This is a genomic window from Pseudomonas sp. DD1 (genome assembly GCF_044510355.1).
GTDB classification, from domain to species: Bacteria; Pseudomonadota; Gammaproteobacteria; order Pseudomonadales; family Pseudomonadaceae; genus Aquipseudomonas; species Aquipseudomonas shahriarae.
On the sequence record NZ_MSAJ01000006.1, the window covers coordinates 16,721 to 37,171 of the forward strand.

At 61.6% G+C, this 20,451-nt stretch carries 20 protein-coding genes; 12 read left to right on the forward strand and 8 right to left on the reverse strand.

Annotated elements, in window-relative coordinates; all coding sequences use genetic code 11:
• Window positions 1-82: 82 nt before the first annotated feature.
• Window positions 83-397 (forward strand): hypothetical protein, encoded by a 315-nt coding sequence (locus tag PSFL_RS04970; RefSeq protein ID WP_057445117.1) that lies wholly within the window; start codon window positions 83-85, stop codon window positions 395-397.
• Window positions 398-482: 85 nt separating this feature from the next.
• On the opposite strand, the gene PSFL_RS04975 is transcribed toward PSFL_RS04970, so the two are convergent.
• The 3 genes from PSFL_RS04975 to PSFL_RS04985 form a co-directional block, all read right to left on the reverse strand.
• Window positions 483-1,265 (reverse strand): OmpA family protein, encoded by a 783-nt coding sequence (locus tag PSFL_RS04975; RefSeq protein WP_198849041.1) that lies wholly within the window; start codon window positions 1,263-1,265, stop codon window positions 483-485.
• Between the two features lie 54 nt (window positions 1,266-1,319).
• Window positions 1,320-1,745 carry a DUF4398 domain-containing protein gene (locus tag PSFL_RS04980; RefSeq protein WP_057441784.1) on the reverse strand — a complete coding sequence of 142 codons (426 nt, stop codon included), beginning with the start codon at window positions 1,743-1,745 and terminating at the stop codon, window positions 1,320-1,322.
• Window positions 1,746-2,037: 292 nt separating this feature from the next.
• Entirely contained in the window at window positions 2,038-2,382 is a 345-nt protein-coding gene (locus PSFL_RS04985) for a hypothetical protein (protein ID WP_057441782.1), read from the reverse strand.
• Window positions 2,383-2,566: 184 nt separating this feature from the next.
• On the opposite strand from PSFL_RS04985, the gene ppc reads away from it, so the two are divergent.
• From ppc to PSFL_RS05020, 7 genes are all read left to right on the forward strand, one after another.
• The gene (ppc, locus tag PSFL_RS04990; RefSeq protein WP_057441780.1) at window positions 2,567-5,212 is read left to right on the forward strand and encodes a phosphoenolpyruvate carboxylase; all 2,646 of its coding nucleotides are present in this window, start codon (window positions 2,567-2,569) and stop codon (window positions 5,210-5,212) included.
• Between the two features lie 293 nt (window positions 5,213-5,505).
• Entirely contained in the window at window positions 5,506-6,153 is a 648-nt protein-coding gene (adk, locus tag PSFL_RS04995) for an adenylate kinase (RefSeq protein WP_057441778.1), read from the forward strand.
• A gap of 90 nt (window positions 6,154-6,243) precedes the next feature.
• Window positions 6,244-6,927, forward strand: coding sequence for a tRNA (adenosine(37)-N6)-threonylcarbamoyltransferase complex dimerization subunit type 1 TsaB (gene tsaB / locus PSFL_RS05000; RefSeq protein WP_057958675.1), 684 nt, complete (start codon window positions 6,244-6,246; stop codon window positions 6,925-6,927).
• Window positions 6,928-7,119: 192 nt separating this feature from the next.
• Window positions 7,120-7,440 carry a hypothetical protein gene (locus PSFL_RS05005; protein WP_057441774.1) on the forward strand — a complete coding sequence of 107 codons (321 nt, stop codon included), beginning with the start codon at window positions 7,120-7,122 and terminating at the stop codon, window positions 7,438-7,440.
• Window positions 7,440-8,300, forward strand: coding sequence for a DUF72 domain-containing protein (locus tag PSFL_RS05010; RefSeq protein WP_057441772.1), 861 nt, complete (start codon window positions 7,440-7,442; stop codon window positions 8,298-8,300). The genes PSFL_RS05005 and PSFL_RS05010 overlap by 1 nt, the downstream gene beginning before the upstream one ends.
• A gap of 25 nt (window positions 8,301-8,325) precedes the next feature.
• On the forward strand, window positions 8,326-9,153 hold the full coding sequence (locus PSFL_RS05015; RefSeq protein ID WP_057441771.1) for an oxaloacetate decarboxylase: 828 nt from the start codon (window positions 8,326-8,328) through the stop codon (window positions 9,151-9,153).
• Between the two features lie 3 nt (window positions 9,154-9,156).
• Complete coding sequence (locus PSFL_RS05020; protein ID WP_120731787.1) at window positions 9,157-9,855, forward strand: extensin family protein; 699 nt, start codon at window positions 9,157-9,159, stop codon at window positions 9,853-9,855.
• Between the two features lie 3 nt (window positions 9,856-9,858).
• Here PSFL_RS05020 and PSFL_RS05025 read toward each other — a convergent pair whose 3' ends face one another.
• Entirely contained in the window at window positions 9,859-10,479 is a 621-nt protein-coding gene (locus tag PSFL_RS05025) for a hypothetical protein (protein WP_057958677.1), read from the reverse strand.
• Window positions 10,480-10,574: 95 nt separating this feature from the next.
• Here PSFL_RS05025 and PSFL_RS05030 point away from each other — a divergent pair, with 95 nt between their 5' ends.
• The gene (locus PSFL_RS05030; protein ID WP_057958678.1) at window positions 10,575-11,369 is read left to right on the forward strand and encodes a class I SAM-dependent methyltransferase; all 795 of its coding nucleotides are present in this window, start codon (window positions 10,575-10,577) and stop codon (window positions 11,367-11,369) included.
• Here the strand turns inward: PSFL_RS05030 and PSFL_RS05035 are convergent.
• Window positions 11,347-11,982 (reverse strand): TetR/AcrR family transcriptional regulator, encoded by a 636-nt coding sequence (locus PSFL_RS05035; RefSeq protein ID WP_057958679.1) that lies wholly within the window; start codon window positions 11,980-11,982, stop codon window positions 11,347-11,349. The two genes, PSFL_RS05030 and PSFL_RS05035, sit on opposite strands and share 23 nt — an antisense overlap.
• A gap of 92 nt (window positions 11,983-12,074) precedes the next feature.
• Here PSFL_RS05035 and PSFL_RS05040 point away from each other — a divergent pair, with 92 nt between their 5' ends.
• The 3 genes from PSFL_RS05040 (at window position 12,075) to PSFL_RS05050 (ending at window position 16,568) form a co-directional block, all read left to right on the forward strand.
• Window positions 12,075-13,178, forward strand: a complete 1,104-nt coding sequence (locus PSFL_RS05040) for an efflux RND transporter periplasmic adaptor subunit (RefSeq protein ID WP_057958680.1) — start codon at window positions 12,075-12,077, stop codon at window positions 13,176-13,178.
• Window positions 13,179-13,184: 6 nt separating this feature from the next.
• On the forward strand, window positions 13,185-16,250 hold the full coding sequence (locus tag PSFL_RS05045) for an efflux RND transporter permease subunit (RefSeq protein ID WP_397469780.1): 3,066 nt from the start codon (window positions 13,185-13,187) through the stop codon (window positions 16,248-16,250).
• A gap of 138 nt (window positions 16,251-16,388) precedes the next feature.
• Complete coding sequence (locus PSFL_RS05050) at window positions 16,389-16,568, forward strand: hypothetical protein (protein ID WP_115127516.1); 180 nt, start codon at window positions 16,389-16,391, stop codon at window positions 16,566-16,568.
• Between the two features lie 83 nt (window positions 16,569-16,651).
• Here PSFL_RS05050 and PSFL_RS05055 read toward each other — a convergent pair whose 3' ends face one another.
• Genes PSFL_RS05055 through plsB form a run of 3 tightly spaced genes read right to left on the reverse strand, consistent with a single transcriptional unit; the run spans window position 16,652 to window position 20,321 of the window.
• Window positions 16,652-17,338, reverse strand: coding sequence for a DUF4197 domain-containing protein (locus PSFL_RS05055; RefSeq protein ID WP_057441761.1), 687 nt, complete (start codon window positions 17,336-17,338; stop codon window positions 16,652-16,654).
• A gap of 25 nt (window positions 17,339-17,363) precedes the next feature.
• A complete protein-coding gene (locus tag PSFL_RS05060) occupies window positions 17,364-17,765 on the reverse strand; it encodes a YbaY family lipoprotein (protein WP_397469781.1) in 402 nt (133 codons plus the stop codon).
• A gap of 51 nt (window positions 17,766-17,816) precedes the next feature.
• The gene (plsB, locus tag PSFL_RS05065) at window positions 17,817-20,321 is read right to left on the reverse strand and encodes a glycerol-3-phosphate 1-O-acyltransferase PlsB (RefSeq protein ID WP_120731793.1); all 2,505 of its coding nucleotides are present in this window, start codon (window positions 20,319-20,321) and stop codon (window positions 17,817-17,819) included.
• Window positions 20,322-20,451: the final 130 nt, after the last annotated feature.

A 20,451-nucleotide genomic window follows, 5' to 3' on the forward strand; every position in this document is an offset into this window, starting at 1 on the left:
TTGGAACCATATTCCGTATGACACCACTGATTGGGTCGTCAGCAGCGCTGACGAGTAACCCTTAATTACGTGGAGTATCACTATGAGTATTAATGGAGTAGGCGGTGGTGGCAGCGGGTTCGGCAACTTCGGCAGCGCCGGCATGGGGGATTCCGGCAATATGGTTGGCAAGGGCGTCGAAGGCGGTCAGCAGCAGGGCGGTATGGACCCTGAAGCGCTGAAGAAACTCCTGGCGCAACTGTTGGGCGGTGCGGGAGGTGCAGGCGGCTCCCAGGGCAGTGGCGGCAGTGGCGGTGGTAACGAGGAAGAGGACCCGCTGCGCAAGCAGATGAGTGGCGATCAGCAGCAAGGCATGCAGATGCCTCAAGAGAACAACAGCCAAATCAATTTCGGCTGATCCGCAGAGTCTGCCCGCAGTTCTTATGCAAAAAAGCCCTGCCTGGAACACAGGCAGGGCTTTCAGACCAGTAGCTGTCAGTCGGTTATTGAACCGAAGAACGTGGCTTGACCGGCTGGTTGTCGTTAGAGATGGTCACTTCAACGCGGCGGTTCATGGCACGGCCCGAAACGCTGGCGTTATCGGCAACCGGGTATGCCTTGCCGTAGCCAGCAGTCACGATGCGGCTTGGGTTAACGCCCATCTTGATCAGTGCAACCTGCACCGAAGTAGCGCGGCGCTCGGACAAGGTCTGGTTGTAGGCATCGCTGCCGGTGCTGTCGGTGTAGCCTTCGATAATGACTTTACGATCCGGGTTTTCCTGGAGGAATTGCGCCAGTTTGTTGATGTTCACCAGGCCGCTGGATTTCAGATCAGCCTTGCTGGTAGCGAACAGCACATCACCAAAGGTCACCAGGGTCCCGCGTTCAGTCTGCTTGGCGTTCAAGCTGTTTTGCAGTTGCTTGATCTGCGCGTCACGGGCTTCGAGCAGGGCGCGGGCACGTTGGTCGCCAGCGTTTTTCAGCTTGGCTTCGGACTCGCGCAGGGCGATGGTGTCCTTGGCCACTTCAACGCGCTGGTTGGTCAGGTAGGCCAGTTGGTCGACCTTCTTCTCGTCTTCCTTGTCGCGGTACGCCTTGTCAGCCTTGTCCAGCCATTCGCTGGCGTCCTTGGTTTCCAGGGCGGCGATTTTGGTCGCTTGCGGGTTGGCTTGCAGGGCCGAGAAGTTGGTCCGTGCGTTTTCCAGGTTCGCGTTAGGCGGGGTGGAGCAAGCCGCCAGTGCAACGCTCATCGCCAGCAGGGCAGGGATCATCAATTGTTTACGCATAGTGGTTTCGTCCTTTCAATTCGATTTCGGGTGCGATGCAAACAATGGCGGTGCTTACTTCTGCTGGATCACAGCAGGGCGCATGCCTTCGTTACGCAGCTCCTCAATAGCCTTCTGAGAATCCTTCAGCGCCAGATCGGCCTTGGCAGCCTGGGCCTTGCGCTCTGCCACGCGAGCGTCCCACTCAGCCTGCTCGGCCAGACGACGGGCTTCGTCGTATTTCTTGTCATGCATGGCCAGCTCGGCTTGCTTGAGCTTGTCCTGTGCAGCTTTCATTTCCACGGCAGCGTATTCGGTACCGCCAGCGCTTACAGCGCTGTTCACGGCCGATTGGGTCACTGCGTACTGTTCGGTCGGCGGGTTGCCGGCGCAGCCCGCGAGGACGAAGCTGGTGCCGATTGCCAACGCGGCCAATTTGAGCCCGCGCAGGTGGTTAAACGAGGATTTGGCAGTGCTGGTCTTCATCGTCTTCAACTCCATTAGATAACTCCTGAAAAACATCAAATCCATCTACGGTGTTCAGCGTCTGCGTTTGGCGGTGAAGCTCAGTGTGCCTTTTCAAACGCCTGTTCCAAGTGATGGCTTACTGGCTGTGACCCGAGGCTTTTTTGAATAGTTCAGCCAAAGATGGCGATTTGCCCGAAAAAAAATCTGAACAAATCTGACTGAGGGGTCAGCGATAAAAAATCGGAACTTTTGCCAGCTGCAGCGGTATGCCGGGCCTATGAAAGGCCCGGTACGCAGGGGGATGGTTTTTATCAGCGAATGTGGATCAGTGTTTCTGATCGTCAGGCGTGGCTGACATATCGTGCAGGTAGCGCCGTGACAGCGACAGGAAACGCGGCGTGGGGCCGACGTCTTCATACAACGGGTCACCCTCTTCATCGGTGGCAACCACATGCTGGCCCCGGATATACGGAAAGCTGGCTTCCAGCTCTTCCAGGGCGGCGCCGATCAGCTCGCCGAGCAATTCCTCGGTGCTGCGCTTGGGGTACATCTCGCGGATGGCCGCCAGCCGGGCAGCGGCCTCGACATCCAGGTGGATGGCATATTCGGTCTTGGTCAGGCGACCCTTGGCGGTTTCTTCCCATTGCTGGGCCAATTCTCGGATTTTCATGGCAACCTCAGTGATGCCCGGGGTAGCGGGCGGTGATGAGTGACCAGTCGTAGCGTGGATAACGCGACGACGTACCCTTGAGACTAGCTGCAACCGCCAAGGTTTAAAGTTCCTTGTCAGACCAAGGCTTGATCGGCACTCTTAAAGATCAAAGCATCACGGATTCCTGGCTGGAGATTGGCTGATGAGCGATATCGATGCACGTTTGCGTGAAGATGTTCACCTGTTGGGTGAATTGCTGGGCAACACGATTCGAGAACAGTACGGTGATGAGTTCCTCGCCAAGATCGAGCAGATTCGCAAGGGCGCCAAGGCCGATCGCCGGGGCGGGACCACGGATGCAGCGGCCGGTGAAGAACTCAGCGCCAGCCTCAACCAGTTGCAGGAAGACGAGCTGCTGCCGGTAGCACGGGCGTTCAACCAGTTCCTCAACCTGGCCAATATCGCCGAGCAGTACCAACTGATTCATCGGCGCGATGAGTCCCAGCCGGCCCCGTTCGAATCGCGGGTGCTGCCCGAGTTGCTGGCGCGGCTGCAGAGTGAGGGCCACAGCAGCGAATCCCTGGCCCGGCAGTTGGCGCGGCTGGAGATCGAGCTGGTACTCACTGCCCACCCGACCGAAGTCGCGCGCCGCACCCTGATCCAGAAATACGACGCCATCGCCGCACAACTGGCCTTGCAGGATCACCGTGACCTGACCAGCGCCGAGCGCGAGCAGATTCGCCAACGCCTGCAACGGCTGATCGCCGAAGCCTGGCACACCGAAGAAATCCGCCGTACCCGGCCCACCCCGGTGGACGAGGCCAAGTGGGGCTTTGCGGTGATCGAGCATTCGCTGTGGCACGCGATCCCCAACTACCTGCGCAAGGCCGATCAAGCCTTGCACGCTGCCACCGGCCTGCGCCTGCCCCTGGAGGCGGCGCCGATCCGCTTCGCCTCGTGGATGGGCGGCGACCGTGACGGCAACCCCAATGTGACAGCGCCGGTGACCCGTGAAGTGCTGCTGCTGGCGCGCTGGATGGCGGCAGATCTGTATTTACGGGATATCGACCACCTGGCCTCGGAACTGTCCATGCAGCAGGCCAGCCCTGAGTTGCAGGCCAAGGTCGGCGATAGCGTCGAACCTTATCGGGCCTTGCTCAAACAACTGCGCGAACGCCTGCGCGCCACCCGCAATTGGGCGCACGCGGCGTTGACCGGCAGCCTCCCGGCGCCGGCCGATGTGCTGCAAAACAATCGTGACCTGCTGGAGCCGCTGGAGCTGTGCTACCAGTCCCTGCACGCCTGCGGCATGGGCGTGATTGCCGACGGCCCGCTCCTCGATTGCCTGCGCCGTGCAGTGACATTCGGCCTGTTCCTGGTACGCCTGGATGTACGCCAGGATTCCAGCCGGCATTCGGCGGCGATGACCGAAATCACCGATTACCTGGGTCTGGGTCGCTATGAGGACTGGGACGAAGACGCGCGCATCACCTTCCTGATGAAGGAGTTGGCCAATCGTCGCCCGTTGTTGCCGGGGTATTTCAAGCCTTCGGCCGATACCGCCGAAGTGCTCAATACCTGTAAGGAAATCGCCGCTGCGCCGGCGGCTTCCCTCGGTTCCTACGTCATCTCCATGGCGGGCGCGGCATCCGATGTGCTGGCAGTGCAGTTGCTGCTCAAGGAGTCCGGGGTGCAGCGGCCGATGCGTGTGGTGCCGTTGTTCGAGACCCTGGCCGACCTGGACAACGCCGGCCCGGTAATCGAGCGCCTGTTGCTGCTGCCCGGTTATCGCGCGCGCTTGCAAGGCCCGCAGGAAGTGATGATCGGCTATTCGGACTCGGCCAAGGACGCCGGCACCACGGCTGCGGCCTGGGCCCAATACCGGGCGCAGGAACGCCTGGTGGATATCTGTCGCGAGCAGCAGGTGGAACTGTTGTTGTTCCATGGTCGCGGCGGCACCGTGGGCCGTGGCGGCGGCCCGGCCCATGCGGCGATTCTGTCGCAGCCACCGGGCTCGGTAGCCGGGCGTTTCCGCACCACCGAGCAGGGCGAGATGATTCGTTTCAAGTTCGGCTTGCCGGATATCGCTGAGCAGAACCTCAATCTGTACCTGGCCGCAGTGCTGGAGGCGACCTTGTTGCCACCGCCACCACCGGAGCCGGCCTGGCGCCATTTGATGGATGAATTGGCGGCTGATGGTGTCAGCGCCTATCGCGCGGTGGTGCGGGAAAATCCGCAGTTCGTCGAGTACTTCCGCCAGTCCACCCCCGAGCAGGAACTGGGCCGCTTGCCCCTGGGCAGTCGCCCGGCCAAGCGCCGTGCCGGCGGCATCGAGAGCCTGCGCGCAATCCCGTGGATCTTCGGCTGGACCCAGACCCGCCTGATGCTGCCGGCCTGGCTCGGCTGGGAAGCGGCATTGAGCAAGGCCCTGGAGCGCGGCGAAGGTGAATTGCTGGGGCAGATGCGCGAACAATGGCCGTTCTTCCGCACCCGTATCGACATGCTGGAAATGGTCCTGGCCAAGGCTGACGCCGATATCGCCCGGCTCTATGACCAGCGTCTGGTGCAAGCCGACCTGTTGCCATTGGGTGCGCATTTACGCGACCTATTGTCGCAGGCCTGTGCCGTGGTGCTTGGCCTGACCGGCCAGTCGCAGCTGCTGGCCCATAGCCCCGACACCCTGGAGTTCATCCGCCTGCGCAACACCTACCTCGACCCGTTGCACCTGTTGCAGGCCGAACTGCTGGCCCGCTCCCGCCAGCAGGAAGCGACACAGGACAGCCCTCTGGAACAGGCGCTGCTGGTGTCCGTGGCCGGTATTGCCGCCGGGCTGCGTAACACCGGCTGACATTTCTGGCGTGTTCTCAAGGGCTTGCACACAAAACCGCCGGCTGACCCGAAAGGGCTGTGCCGGCGGTTTTGTGTCCGGGTTGCACCAAGGGATACCGCGACCAAAAGGCTTGTGTGGTGCGGGTTCTTCCGACTTTTGGCGGCTTGTGTGGTTAGGGCTCGCTGTGTATCTTGATCAGCCTTTGGCCGGTTGGGCGGCCTGGATTCGTATTTTTACGAGCATATTCTACGAGATTGGCCCCACGCGGCGAATCCGAGCGTCATCTCTATAAAAAATTGAGGAGCACATCGATGCGCGTCATTCTGCTGGGAGCTCCCGGGGCCGGTAAAGGTACTCAGGCAAAGTTCATCACTGAAAAGTTCGGCATTCCACAAATCTCCACTGGCGACATGCTGCGCGCTGCCGTCAAGGCCGGCACCGAGCTGGGCCTGATCGCCAAGAGCGTGATGGACAGCGGTGGCCTGGTCTCCGACGACCTGATCATCAACCTGGTCAAGGAACGCATCAGCCAGGACGACTGCAAGAACGGTTTCCTGTTCGACGGTTTCCCACGCACCATTCCCCAGGCCGAAGCCCTGGTGAAAGCCGGCGTCGAGCTGGACGCTGTGGTTGAAATCGCCGTTGAAGATGAAGAGATCGTCCAGCGTATCGCCGGTCGCCGCGTTCACGAAGCCTCGGGTCGCGTCTACCACATTGTCTACAACCCGCCAAAAGTGGCTGGCAAGGATGATGTAACCGGTGATGACCTGGTGCAGCGCAAAGACGACACCGAAGAAACCGTGCGTCATCGCCTGTCGGTCTACCACTCCCAGACCAAGCCGCTGGTAGAGTTCTACCAGAAGCTGTCGGCTGCCCAGGGCAAGCCGAAATACAGCCACATCCCGGGCGTTGGCTCGGTGGAAGCCATCACCGCCAAGGTGCTGGAAGCGCTGAACTGATCTGACGATTGGCTTGACGTTCAACGGCCCGCTTGCGGGCCGTTGTTGTTTATACTGGCGCACTTTTTTTCGATTTGGACACCCATACCGATGAGCACCCTGCTGGCCCTGGACACCGCGACTGAAGCTTGCTCCGTTGCCCTGCTGCATAACGGCAAGGTCACGAGCCACTATGAGGTGATCCCGCGCCTGCACGCGCAAAAGCTGCTGCCGATGATCAAGCAGCTATTGCTCGATGCCGGCACCACCCTGTCGGCGGTAGACGCCATCGCCTTTGGCCGCGGCCCGGGTGCATTCACCGGCGTGCGCATCGCCATCGGTGTGGTGCAGGGCCTGGCGTTTGCCCTGGAGCGGCCGGTACTGCCGGTGTCCAACCTGGCCGTGTTGGCCCAGCGCGCGTTGCGTGAACATGGCGCACGCCAGGTCGCGGCCGCCATTGATGCGCGGATGGATGAGGTCTATTGGGGCTGCTACCGCGAAACCGCTGGTGAGATGCGCCTGGTCGGCGTCGAGGCCGTGCAGCCGCCCGAGGCCGCCGCGTTGCCGGCCGATGCCAGTGGCGACTGGTTTGGCGCTGGTACGGGGTGGGGTTATGGCGAACGTATCGCCGTGGCCACGGCCGGCCAGGATGCCGGGATGTTGCCCCATGCCGAAGACCTGCTGAGCCTGGCGCGTTTTGCCTGGGAGCGCGGCGAGGCGATCCCGGCTGATCAGGCCGCTCCGGTGTACCTGCGCGATAAAGTGGCGCAGACCAAGGCCGAGCGCGGGCTCTAGGCTTATTGCGGTCGGCCTCTAATGTGGGAGCTGTCGCGTCCCACCGTTGATCGCAGGCAATTCGCGCCAATCGTCAGAATTTGTCCCTGGGTTTAAACCTTTGCCCGTTTATGTGTTCTAGTTATCACCAGAGCATTTGCGTGCCAAGGAAAGTGCCGCTAAATTGCCATCATTGATAGCGGATCTGCATGTATGCGTATAGACGGCTTTTCTACCCAGTCCTACCCCCTCAAGCGCAAGCCACGCAAGGCGAACGTGACGGTAGACGAGTCCGTCGAAGAATCCCCCGACTTTATTGAAGTCCAGCCCGAAACCTCCCAGGGCGCGGCAGTTTCCGCCCGTGCCCAAGGTGCCAGCGGTTCGCGTATCGGCGGCGTTCCGGCCCGCCAGCAAGACATGATCTTCCCGCGCTCCATGAGCAAAAACGTCGCTACGGCCCTGGCCAGCTACCTGACCACTGCCGGCTTTGTCGAATGGGATATGGAAGTGCTGGGTCTCGATATCCACATCTGATGCTGTTGCCTTATTTCCTCGGTTGCCCGTCCTGGAGTGAAAACGCCTGGCGCGAGTACCTGTATCCGCAAGACGCCCGCGCCACGGATTTTCTCGGGCTGTATTGCCAAGTGTTCAATGCCTGCGAAGGCAACACCACCTTCTACGCGCGGCCCTCGGTGGCCACCGTGCAGCGCTGGGCCGAGATCATGCCCGCGCACTTTCGGTTTACCGCCAAATTTCCCGGTGATATCAGCCACAGTGCCGACCTGCGCGAACAGTTGCCCGCCGCCGAAAGCTTTCTTGGGTTGATGAGCCCGCTGGGCGAGCGGGTGTCGCCGTTGTGGCTGCAACTGCCGGCCAGCTTCACCCCGCAGCGGCTGGGGGAGCTGGCAGGGTTTATCGACGGCCTGGAGCGCCCGTTGGCGGTGGAGGTGCGGCATCGTGAGTTCTTCGCCAAGGGTGACGCCGAGCGCAGCCTCAACCGCCTGCTGCGTGATCGCGGGGTCGAGCGTATCTGCCTGGATCCACGAGCTTTGTTCAGTTGCACGTCGACTTCGGCAGCGGTGCTCCACGCCCAATCTAAAAAGCCCAAGGTACCTCCCCGGCCAGCGGCGTTGACCCAGTTTCCCCAGGTACGCTTTATCGGCCACCCGGACCTGGAAGCCAACGACCCGTTCCTCGTGCCGTGGCTTGAGAAAGTCGCTGGCTGGATTGAGGAGGGGCGCACGCCTTACGTGTTCCTGCACACTTCGGATAACCGCCTGGCGGCCCAACTGGCCATACGCTTTCATCAGCAATTGATGGAGCGGTTACCGGGGTTGCCGGCGCTGGCGCAGTTGCATCGGGAACCCGCGGTGGAGCAACTGGGGTTACTCTAGGGTTTTTTTGTGCCTGGAGTCAGTCATGGATGCCCAAACCCTTCGCGCCGAATCCTTTCGAGCCCTGCACGAGCGTGATCGTGCATTCGTGATGCCCAACCCGTGGGACGCCGGTTCCGCCAAGATGCTCGCCAGCCTCGGTTTTGAAGCCCTGGCCACTACCAGCGCGGGTTTTGCCTTCAGTCTGGGGCGCCCGGATGCTGAAGGCGCGCTGTCGCTGGAGGATACTCTGGGCAACGCCGGGATGATCGTTCAGGCCACCGCGCTGCCGGTGGCGGCGGACCTGGAAAACGGCTTCAGCGATACGCCTCAAGGTTGTGCCCAAAGCCTGTTGCGGGCAGCCGCTACTGGCATCGTCGGCGGTTCTATCGAAGACGCTACCGGGATTGCGGTCGACCCGATCTACCCCTTTGATCTGTCTGTTGAACGCATCGAGGCTGCCGTCGCTGCGGCACGCAGTTTGCCATTTCCCTTCATGCTGACGGCCCGTGCGGAAAACCTCCTACATGGTCGCCTGGATTTTCCCGACACTATTCGCCGTTTGCAGGCCTACGCCGAAGCGGGTGCCGACGTGTTGTATGCCCCGGGCCTGCGCAGTGCTGAGGAAGTATTGGCGGTGGTGCGGGCGGTGGCGCCAAAACCGGTGAATGTGTTGATGTCAGGTGGCCTCAAGCTCTCGGTGGCGCAACTGAGCGAGATGGGCGTCAAGCGCATCAGCGTCGGCTCGGCCATGGCCCTGGCGGCCTATGGGGAGTTCTTCAGGGCCGCGCGGGAGGTTCAGGAGCTGGGAACCTTCACCTTTACCGAGCGCTCGATGCCGTTCAGCCAGGCAAATCAGTTGTGCAAGGGTTGAGACGTGGCTTTTTTCAAAGTGTTGGGTGTGTTGCTGCTCCTCGCCGGCGGCCTACTCGTAGGCATCTGGCGCGGCTGGGTGCCGCTGCCCGCCGAGTGGAACCCCTGGGCGCCCTTGGATGTGCAAGCTGCGCCTAACCTGCTGACCCGCTTCAAACTGGGGCGCTTGCAGGACGATCCCGCCCTGTGCGACCAGGTGCTGAAAACCTCCGGGTTGCGGGTCAGCCATCAAGCGGACAGCCCGGCGGATGCGGCTTGCCCATTGCGCAACACGTTGCGGGTTCAGGGCGCGGAGGTGGGGTTGAGCAGCAGTTTTCTCGCCAGTTGCCCCTTGGCGGTGGCGTTTGCCCTGTTCGAGCGCCACAGCTTGCAGCCGGCTGCCCAGGCGGTGTTTGGCCAGGCGGTGACGCGGGTCGATCACCTCGGCAGTTTTGCCTGCCGCAATATGTATGGGCGGGCTGAAGGGCGACTCAGCCAGCATGCCTCGGCCAATGCCCTGGACATTGCCGGGTTTCGCCTGGCGGATGGACGCAGCATCAATGTGTTGAAGGATTGGCCAGGAGAGGGGGCCAGCGCGCGTTTTTTGCGGCAGGTGCGCGACAGTGCGTGCAATGATTTCAACGTGGTCTTGAGCCCGGATTACAACGCCGCCCATCGCAACCATTTCCATTTGGATATGGGGCGTTGGTGGGTGTGCCGCTAAGGGTCAGGCCGCCAGGCGCAGGTTGTTGAGGATCAATGGGCGGGCCCAGCCGCAATCGAAGTCCAGGGCCTTTTGCTGTTGCACCAGTTCCTCGTCGGGGTATGGCTCGGCCGCCGGTGGCAGCAGGTCCAGTTCGAATTCGGCAATCGGCAGGAACAGCGGCTTGGGTTGCGGCGCCGGGCCTGGCTCGGGCAATGGCTGGCCGGCGGTCAGGACGATCGGCCGTACCCAGCCACTCTCGAAGTTCTGCTGGCGTTGCTGGGCAACGATTTCATCCTCCGGGAACGGCACGGCCGCCGGTGGCAGCAGGTCCAGTTCGAACTCGGCAATCGGCAGGAACAGTGGCTCAGGCGGGGCGATCTCGGTGTCTTGGACATCGCAATGACGCTGGGTGACGATTTGCGTCAGCAGGTCGCTGCCGGCGCTGGGTTCGACCGAGGCATCCACCGGCACCGGATCGGCGGCCAGCTGCGCACCTGGCTCCTGGCCAAGCTGCTCGGCCAACGCCCGGGCGAAGAAGTCCTGCCACACATGACTGACGCCGGCCAGCGCTTGGGTATTGCGCAGGCCGAAGTGGTTGTGGGTCGGCAGGACACCGGTGAATAGGGAATGAATGTCTGACATTTCTCTCGGTCGACGCTCAGGGTCTGGCAAAATGCCTGATCCTTTTTTATCGGCCGCTGTTTGCCGATCCTTAATATTTTTGAGCGTAGTAAACGATGAGCGAACAACCCGCGGCCAGCCGCATTCGGGTCGAGGCCTTGGCCGACGGTTTTCAGGCCCGTGCCCAGCACTGGGCCGAGCAGCTCGGTTTGCCTGTGCAACTGGCGGACGCCGATTTTGCCCTGCAAGTGGGTGAGCATGGCCTGCAGTTGCAACAGCTGGGCCCGGATGCGCCTGGCCCGGTGCGGGTGGATTTTGTCGAGGGCGGTGCGGCCCATCGGCGGCTCTATGGGGGTGGCAGCGGGCAGATGATTGCCAAGGCGGTGGGGGTGTCCCAAGGCGTGCGCCCGCGAGTGCTGGATGCCACGGCCGGCCTGGGTAAGGATGCCTTCGTGCTGGCCAGCCTGGGCTGCGAGATGAGCCTGATCGAACGTCAGCCGTTGATCGGTGCCTTGCTCGAAGATGGTCTGGCGCGTGGGGCGGAGGATTTTGAAGTGGCGCCGATTGTTGCGCGGATGACCCTGCTCAAGGGCAATTCCATCGAGGTGATGCGTAATTGGGAAGGTGAGCCGCCGCAGGTGATCTACCTCGACCCAATGTTTCCCCATCGGGAGAAAACCGCCCTGGTGAAGAAGGAAATGCGCCTGTTCCGCCCGCTGGTGGGTGACGATCCGGATGCCCCGGCATTGCTCGCGGCGGCCTTGGCCCTGGCCAGCCACCGGGTGGTGGTGAAGCGCCCACGCAAGGCGCCGTGCATTGAGGGGCCCAAGCCGAGCCATGCGCTGGATGGCAAATCCAGCCGGTACGATATTTATCCCAAGAAAGCGCTCAAGGCCGGTACGCCCGCATAAACAATCCCACCACTTCCTGCACATGCTCCTCGGCGGCCGCTTCGCTCAAGCGTTCGCCGCAGCCATACAGCAAGCAGAAGTTTGCCGTGCCCTTGAGCAGGCAAAAGAAGTGCTCGGCTGCGGTAAACGGCTTGTCGATGCGCAATGCGCCACTTTGATTGATCTTGCCCAGCAGGCGCTCCATGCCCTGCAACATCCGCATGGGGCCGGCTTCGAAGAAGATCTGCGACAGCTTCGGATCCTGATTGCCTGAGGTCATCATCAGGCGATGCAGGTTCACCGATTCCTCGCTGTTGATCAGCAGGTGAAAGCCTCGGGCGATGTTCAGCAGCACCTTCTCCACTGGCACGTCGTCGGGCAACTCGAAATACATCACCGGCAGTTGTGCTTCGCACTTGGCTTCGACGGCGGCGGTGAACAGCGTTTCCTTGTCGGTGAAGTGGCTGTAGACCGTCAGTTTCGACACGCCAGCCTCAACGGCCACGGCATCCATGCTGGTACTCGCGTAACCGTTGCTCAAAAACAGGATTTTCGCCGCGTCGAGGATTGCCTGGCGTTTTGCCATGTCCTTGGGACGCCCGGGGCTATTGGTGTTTACAGGATTGTCGGACATTTTCACTTTAATACTGGACTGGTGAGTTTGGTATTAATAACATACTGGCCAGTATAATTACTCCAAGCACCATTTGCGAAAGGTCCTTCAGCATGCGCAGCATTTTCCTGCACCTCGCGTTGCCTGCCAGCCTTGCTCTTTTATTGGCTGCCTGCGGCCATGAAGAAGCGGCCCAAACCACCGTCCGCCCGGCCATGGTGGTGCAGCCACAGCCCTCGGCGCTGGCAATGGACAGTTATCCAGGCGAGGTTCGCGCCCGTTATGAGCCGGACCTGGCCTTTCGCATTGGTGGCAAAGTCAGTCGCCGGCTGGTGGAGGAGGGCGAGCGCGTCAAGGCCAACCAGCCGCTGGCAGAACTCGATCCCCAGGATGTACGCCTGCAACTGCAGGCCACCCGTGCCCAGGTCACGGCAGCCGAGGCCAACCTGAGCCTGGTGCGGGCCGAGCGTGATCGCTACAAGACCCTGATGGACCGTCAGATGGTCAGCCGTTCCCAGTACGACAATTCCGAAAACCTCTACCGTTCTGGTGTCGCACGCCTGCAGCAGATCAAGGCTGAATTCGACGTGGCCAACAACCAGGCCGGCTATGCCGTGCTGCGCGCACCCCAGGATGGCGTGGTCGCCAAGCGTGCAGTGGAAGTCGGGCAAGTAGTGTCGGCCGGGCAGACCGTGTTCACCCTGGCCACCGATGGCGAGCGTGAAGTGTTGATCAGCTTCCCGGAGCAGAGCTTCGGTCGCTTCAAGGTCGGCCAGCCGGTCTCCGTGGAGCTGTGGAGCCAGCCCGACCAACGCTTCGAGGGGCGCATTCGCGAGCTGTCGCCGGCGGCCGATCCCAAGTCGCGTACCTTCGCCGCCCGTGTCGCCTTCAACGCCGGTAAAGTCCCGGCGGAGCTGGGGCAGAGCGCGCGGGTCTTTATCCAGGCCGACGGCGTGATTCCGTTGTCGGTGCCGCTGTCTGCCCTCAGCGCAGAGAACGGCGCGTCCTACGTCTGGTTGGTCAAGCCGGATAACACCCTCAAGCGCACGGCGGTGCGCATCGGCGCGTTCGGCGAAAAAAGCGTACCGGTGCTTGAAGGCCTGAGCCCCTCCGACTGGGTGATTGCCGCCGGTGTCCATGTGCTCCATGAGGGCCAGCAAGTACGCCCGGTGGATCGCTCCAACCGGGTGGTGAATCTGGCGGCCAACAAGGAGTAGTCCCCGATGGGTTTCAATCTTTCCGAATGGGCGTTGCGCAATCGCCAGATCGTCCTGTTCCTGATGCTGCTGCTGGCCGTCGTCGGTACGTTGTCCTACACCAAGCTGGGGCAAAGTGAAGACCCGCCGTTCACCTTCAAAGCCATGGTCATCAAGACCAACTGGCCAGGGGCCACGGCCCAGGAAGTCTCGCGCCAGGTCACCGAGCGCATTGAAAAGAAGCTAATGGAAACCGGCGAGTACGAGCGCATTGTCTCGTTCTCCCGCCCGGGCGAATCCCAGGTCACGTTTATTGCGCGGGACTCGATGCACTCGGCGCAGATTCCCGACCTGTGGTACCAGGTGCGCAAGAAGATCAGCGATATCCGCCAGACCCTGCCACCGGACATCCAGGGCCCGTTCTTCAACGATGAATTCGGCACCACCTTTGGCAATATCTACGCCCTGACCGGCGAGGGTTTTGACTACGCGGTGCTCAAGGACTACGCCGACCGCATCCAGATCCAGCTGCAACGGGTGCCGGATGTGGGCAAGGTCGATCTGCTGGGGTTGCAGGACGAGAAGATATGGATCGAGCTGTCCAACCTCAAGCTCGCCACCCTCGGCCTGCCCCTGGCGGCGGTGCAGCAGGCGTTGCAGGAGCAGAACGCGGTGTCCACCGCCGGGTTCTTTGAGACCCCGAGCGAGCGCGTGCAACTGCGGGTGTCGGGTAACTTCAAGACGGTCGAAGAGATCCGCAATTTCCCGATCCGCGTCGGCGACCGCACCTTCCGCATCGGCGATGTGGCCGAGATTCACCGGGGCTTCAACGACCCACCGGCGCCACGTATGCGCTATATGGGTGACGACGCAATCGGCCTGGCCGTGGCCATGCGCGATGGTGGCGATATCCTGGTACTGGGCAAGGCCCTGGAGGGCGAGTTCGCACGCCTGCAGAAGAACCTTCCGGCAGGCATGGAACTGCGCAAGGTATCGGACCAGCCGGCTGCGGTGAAGACCAGCGTGGGCGAATTCGTCCAGGTCTTGGCCGAGGCCTTGGCGATTGTATTGCTGGTGAGTTTCTTCTCCCTCGGTGTGCGCACCGGCATGGTGGTGGCACTGGCGATTCCGCTGGTGCTGGCGATGACGTTTGCCTGCATGTATTACCTGGGCATCGGCCTGCACAAGATTTCCCTGGGGGCGCTGGTCCTGGCCCTGGGCCTGTTGGTGGACGACGCGATCATCGCCGTGGAAATGATGGCGATCAAAATGGAGCAGGGCTACGACCGTCTCAAGGCAGCCAGTTTCGCCTGGACCAGTACGGCGTTTCCGATGCTCACCGGTACGCTGATCACCGCAGCCGGCTTCCTGCCGATTGCCACCGCGCAATCGAGTACCGGCGAATACACCCGCTCGATCTTTCAGGTGGTGACCATCGCGCTGCTGGCCTCGTGGGTCGCCGCTGTGGTGTTTGTGCCGTATCTGGGGGAAAAGCTCCTGCCGGATCTGGCGAAAATTCATGCGGCCAAGCACGGTACTGATGGGCCGGATCCGTACGGTACGCCGTTCTACCAGCGCGTACGCCGCTGGGTGGAGTGGTGCGTGCGTCGCCGCAAAACCGTGATTGTGCTGACGGTGCTGCTGTTTATCGGCTCGGTGGCGCTGTTCCGTTTTGTCCCGCAACAATTCTTCCCGGCGTCCGGACGCCTGGAACTGATGGTCGACCTGAAACTGGCGGAAGGCGCCTCCCTGAGCAGCACCGCCGAGCAGGTCAAGCGTCTCGAAGGCTTGCTCAAGGCGCATGAGGGGATCGAAAACTACGTGGCCTATGTCGGCACCGGCTCACCGCGCTTCTACCTGCCCCTGGACCAGCAACTGCCGGCGGCCAGCTTTGCCCAGTTTGTGGTGTTGGCCAAGACCATCGAGGAGCGCGAAACCCTGCGCACCTGGTTGATCGAAACCCTCAACGAGCAATTCCCCGACCTGCGTTCGCGGGTCACCCGCCTGGAGAACGGCCCGCCGGTTGGTTACCCGGTGCAGTTCCGCGTGACCGGCGAGCACATCGAAGAAGTACGTGCCCTGGCGCGCAAGGTCGCGGCCAAAGTGCGTGAGAACAGCCACGTGGTCAACGTGCATCTGGACTGGGAAGAGCCGAGCAAGATCGTCTACCTCAATGTCGACCAGGACCGCGCCCGCGCCTTGGGCGTGAGCACCGTCAACCTGTCGAAATTCCTCCAGAGCTCCCTGACCGGCTCCAGCGTCAGCCAATACCGGGAAGACAACGAGTTGATCGAAATCCTCCTGCGCGGCACCGTGCATGAGCGCACCGAATTGTCGCTGCTGCCGAGCCTGGCGGTGCCGACCGACAACGGCACCAGCGTGGCGCTGTCGCAGATCGCCACCCTGGAATATGGCTTCGAGGAAGGCATTATCTGGCACCGCAACCGCCTGCCAACGGTGACTGTACGTGCTGATATCTACGGCAAGGAGCAACCGGCGACCCTGGTCCAGCAGATCCTGCCGACCCTGGCAGATGTGCGTGCCGAATTGCCGGACGGTTACCTGTTGGACGTGGGCGGCACCGTGGAAGACTCCGCCCGAGGGCAGAACTCGGTGAAGGCCGGGGTGCCGCTGTTTATCGTGGTGGTGCTGACCTTGCTGATGCTGCAACTGCGCAGCTTCTCGCGCACGGCCATGGTGTTCCTGACCGCGCCGCTGGGGCTGATCGGGGTGACGCTGTTCCTGCTGGTGTTCCGCCAGCCGTTTGGCTTCGTGGCCATGTTGGGGACCATCGCGTTGTCGGGGATGATCATGCGTAACTCGGTGATCCTGGTGGACCAGATCGAGCAGGACATCAAGGCGGGCCTGGAGCCTTGGCAGGCGATTATCGAAGCCACCGTGCGGCGCTTCCGGCCGATTGTGCTGACGGCCCTGGCGGCGGTGTTGGCGATGATCCCGCTGTCGCGCAGTGTGTTTTTCGGGCCGATGGCGGTGGCGATCATGGGTGGGTTGATTGTGGCGACGGCGTTGACGCTGCTGTTTTTGCCGGCGTTGTATGCGGCGTGGTTCCGGGTCAAGCCGCGCTCGGCATAAGCCTGCGTGAATCGGCTACGCGGTTTAGGAACCTTTTCCTGCGTGTTTGCCACTTAGGGGTACCTGAGTTACAGGTACCTTCTTCTGGCAACGGGGTTGTTACAGAACAAGGCTTTATCAACCTGCGAGGAATTACCTATGGGTTTATTTGCAATGGGTGGTATAGGTATAGGTCTGGGCATGATGCCGATGATGGCCTTCAAAATGGGCAAGCGCGGTAAATCCAAATGCAAGCCTCCGCCCTGCCACCACCACCACGCTCAACCGCCGCAGTTCTCCAGTACCATCAAGTACGAGGGAAAAATCAGCTACAGCTGATGGTAGTAAGGTGCATGTCCGCTGGGCAATAACACCAACGCCCCAATTATTCGGGGCGTTGTTGTTTGTTACCGACGGTATACCTAGAGGGCACCGAACACTTTCTTCGCCAGGCTGGTCGCGGCGGCTGCCGGGTTCTGGCGAATGCTTTCTTCCTGTTGGGCAATCATCTTGAACAGACCGTCCAGCGCTTGCTCAGTCACGTAGTTTTCGACGCTGTCGCTCTTGCCACCCAGTAAACCCAGGGGCGCCTTTTTGGCGAGTGCGTTGTACTGCTGGGCTACACCGACCTTGTCCGTGGATTGCTTGACGATCGGCAGGAACTTGGCGCGGATCTGCTCACGGCTGCTTTTGTCCAGATACTGGGTCGCCGAATCCTGGCCACCGCTGAGGATGCCCTTGGCGTCGTTCACGCTCATGTTTTTCACGGCATTCACCAGAATCGGCTGGGCCTGGGTCACGGCGGATTCGGCGGCCTTGTTCATGCTGGCTTCAAGCTGGGTGATCTGATCGCCCATGCCGAGCATTTTCAGGGCGCCGGCAGCTTTCTCCAGCTTGCCCGGCAAACCGATCTTGACCTCGGGGTTGTTGCTGAAGCCACCGGGAGCCCCCAGTTGCTTGACGGCAATCTGTGCGCCTTGGGTCAGGGCGTCCTTGAGGCCGCCGGTAGCGTCGCCCTGGGACAGGTCACCGAGGGACAGGGCCATGGCGTTGGCACCGAGCAGCAGGCCGGCACACAAGGTGGTGAGGCGAAGAGAGTTACGGAGCATGGGCGCTTCCTTTTAATCGACTGGATCAGTGGGCAACGGCGTCAACGCGCAGGCGCAGCGGCTGGGAATCCTGGCCGTTCAACTGCACCGAATGGCGCTCGGTGGTGATAAACATTAGCTTGCCATCCAGCTCGATGCGAGCGCTGACCGAATAGCTGTGGCCAGGCTTGACCTGGGCCGGGTCGTAGCTCAGGTGGAAGGGTAGCGGCACCTGGCCGTTGATCGGGCCTTTCTGCTCGGCCAGGGTGACGGCGGGCGCATCGGCCAGGGACACATCCTGCAGGCTGACGCTCAAGGTCGCGGCAGGCGGCAGGGCGATGCGTTGCAGGTAGAACACTTCGCCATCAAGGCTGGCTTTGGGCGCAGGATTCATCGAGTGACAGGCTCCCAGCAGGGCGGTCAGGCCCAAGAGGATGATTTTTTTCATGGTACAGCTCCTTGTCAACGGCGCCAGAAACACCCTGGCGCCCTGGTAAATCTAGCGGGTTTCGTCCGCCTCGGCGTCCGGTGCGGGCGCTTCTTCATTGCGGTGCAACGCGACCTGGCGGATCGACAGGCGAATCTCCGCCGGCAACACCCGTTTGGCTGCGCCTTCGGCCAATTCGCCGAGCAGGTCGTGGTAACTCAACTTGCCGGCTTCATCGCGACGCAGCACATCTTGCTCGAGCAACGTCTGAATAAAATGTCGGAAAAGGCTCTTATCGAAGAACTCCGGGGCATTCAGGCCATGCAGGATCGACAGGCGCTGGGCCATGACCGTGCACAAGTCTTCCAGCTCTTCGGCGCTGATGCTGTTCTGGCCACTGTTGAGCAGCAGGGAAATGGCCATGTAGAAGCGTTGCAGGGTCTGGGCAATGCTCTTGGACAGCAGGGTCAGCAGCACAAAGTTGCGCGAGCTGGGCGCCGGGCGCAGGTAGATGTTGTTTTCAAAGCGCAGCAGACCTTGTTCTACCAAGGCTTCGAGCCACTGGTCGACCACTGCGTCAAGTTCGTCCAGGGTCCAGCGGATGAACAACTCCGATTGCAGGTACGGATAGAGCGCACGGGTGTAGCGCAGGATCTGTTCGCGGCTCATGCGCGAGCTGCTCTGGAAGAAGCTGGCCAACAGCGCCGGCAGGGCGAAGATATGCAGCACGTTGTTGCGGTAATAGGTCATCAGGACGGCGTTTTGCTCGTCCAGATAGAGGATCTTGCCCAGGGCATCACTCTGTTCCGACAGCAGGTTCATGTCCTTGACGTGCTTGATCAAGGCCTGGCCGTCACCTTCGGGCAGCGTGGTGTGGGGCGAGTACGGCACCCGGCGCAGCAGCGCCAGGTACAGGTCCAGCACCCGGGCCATGGCCTGGTCGTCCAGGGCCAGGCGGCTGGTGGACAGTAGCGCCAACGCCACCAGGTTCACCGGGTTGATCGCGGCGGCCTCGTTGAGGTGCTGGGCGACGCGCTCGCCGAGGCGGTTGGTGGTCTCATTCAACCAGGCCGGCTTGTAGTTCGGTGCCAGATCCTGGGCGCGCCAGTCCGGTTGCTCCTGGTCAAGGAATTCCGCCAGCTTGATCGGCTCGCCGAAGTTGACCGCCACCTGGCCAAAGCGCTGCTTCAGCGCGCCAATGACCTTGAAGATATCGAAGATCGACTCTTTCTTTTTCGTCGCCCCGCGCAGTTCGCCCAGGTAGGTGCGGCCTTCCAGCACCCGTTCATAGCCGATATACACCGGCACAAACACGATGGGCATGCGCGAGGAGCGCAGGAAGCTGCGCAGGGTGATCGCCAGCATCCCGGTCTTGGGTTGCAGCATGCGCCCGGTGCGCGAGCGGCCGCCTTCGACGAAGTACTCCACCGGGAAGCCCTTGGTGAACAGGGTATGCAGGTATTCGTTGAACACCGAGGTGTACAGCGGGTTGCCTTTGAAGGTACGGCGCATGAAAAACGCCCCGCCGCGGCGCAACAGGCTGCCGATCACCGGCATATTGAGATTGATCCCGGCAGCAATGTGCGGCGGGGTCAGGCCGTTCTTGAATAGGAGGTAAGACAGCAGCAGGTAGTCGATATGGCTGCGGTGGCAGGGCACGTAGATCACTTCGTAGCCCTGGGCGACCTTTTGCACACCTTCGATATTGTTGACCTTGATGCCGTCGTAGATCTTGTTCCAGAACCAGCTCAGCACCACTTCGAGGAAGCGGATGGCGGTGTAGGTGTAGTCCGAGGCAATTTCGTTGCCATAGCGCAGGGCCTGGGCCTTGGCTTTTTCCGGGGTGATCTTTTCCCGCTCGGCCTCGTCGAGGATCGCCTGGCGCACCAGCGGCATGTTCACCAGGCCTTTGACCAGGTTGCGCCGGTGGGACAGGTCGGGGCCGATCACCGCAGTCTTCAGGTTGCGAAAGTGTACCCGCAGGATGCGTTGGGCCATTCGTACGGTGCGTTCGTGACCTTTATTGTGCTCGATCAATTCACGCAGGTTGATTGGCGCAGAGAATTGTACTCGGGTCTTGCGCCCCAGGATCAGGATGCTCAACAGCCGGCGCAGGCGCCCGGTGACTGCCCAACTGTCGGCGAACAGCAGTTTCCAGGGGCTCGACTCGCTGGCGGGCGACTGGCCCCAGAACACGCTGACCGGAATGATCTGGGCGTTTTCTTCGGCATGCTCGGTCAGGGTGTTGACCAGGCGGGTCAGGGTCGGCGGCGCGCCGCGCTTGTCCTGGCGGCCGAGCCAGTCCGGGTCCGGGGTCAGGTAGAAGAACGCCGCCGGTTCCATCAACGGGCCAACGGACACCGGCAGCACTGGGCGCGGCAAGCCGGCCTTGGTGCACTCGGCATCCACCACGGCCAGTTCGGTCAGGGAGGGCGATTGCAGGACGTAGAACACCGGCCGGCTGCGGTCCAGGTTAAGGGTGAGGGACGACTGGTTGATCGTCTCCGAGCGAACCCAGAGGTACAACAGTCGGCGCAAGGTGCCAAATACCAGACGGCGGAACGGGGAGCGGGTCATAGGCGTGCTGCTTTGAGTGGAAAAAACCGAGCAGGCGCTCGGGCGGGTAGTGTGCCGTATTCGCCGAAAATCGGCAAAAAAGCAGCGATGTAAAGTTGAGTTGATCGTTTTTGAGCCTGTCTTATACTCG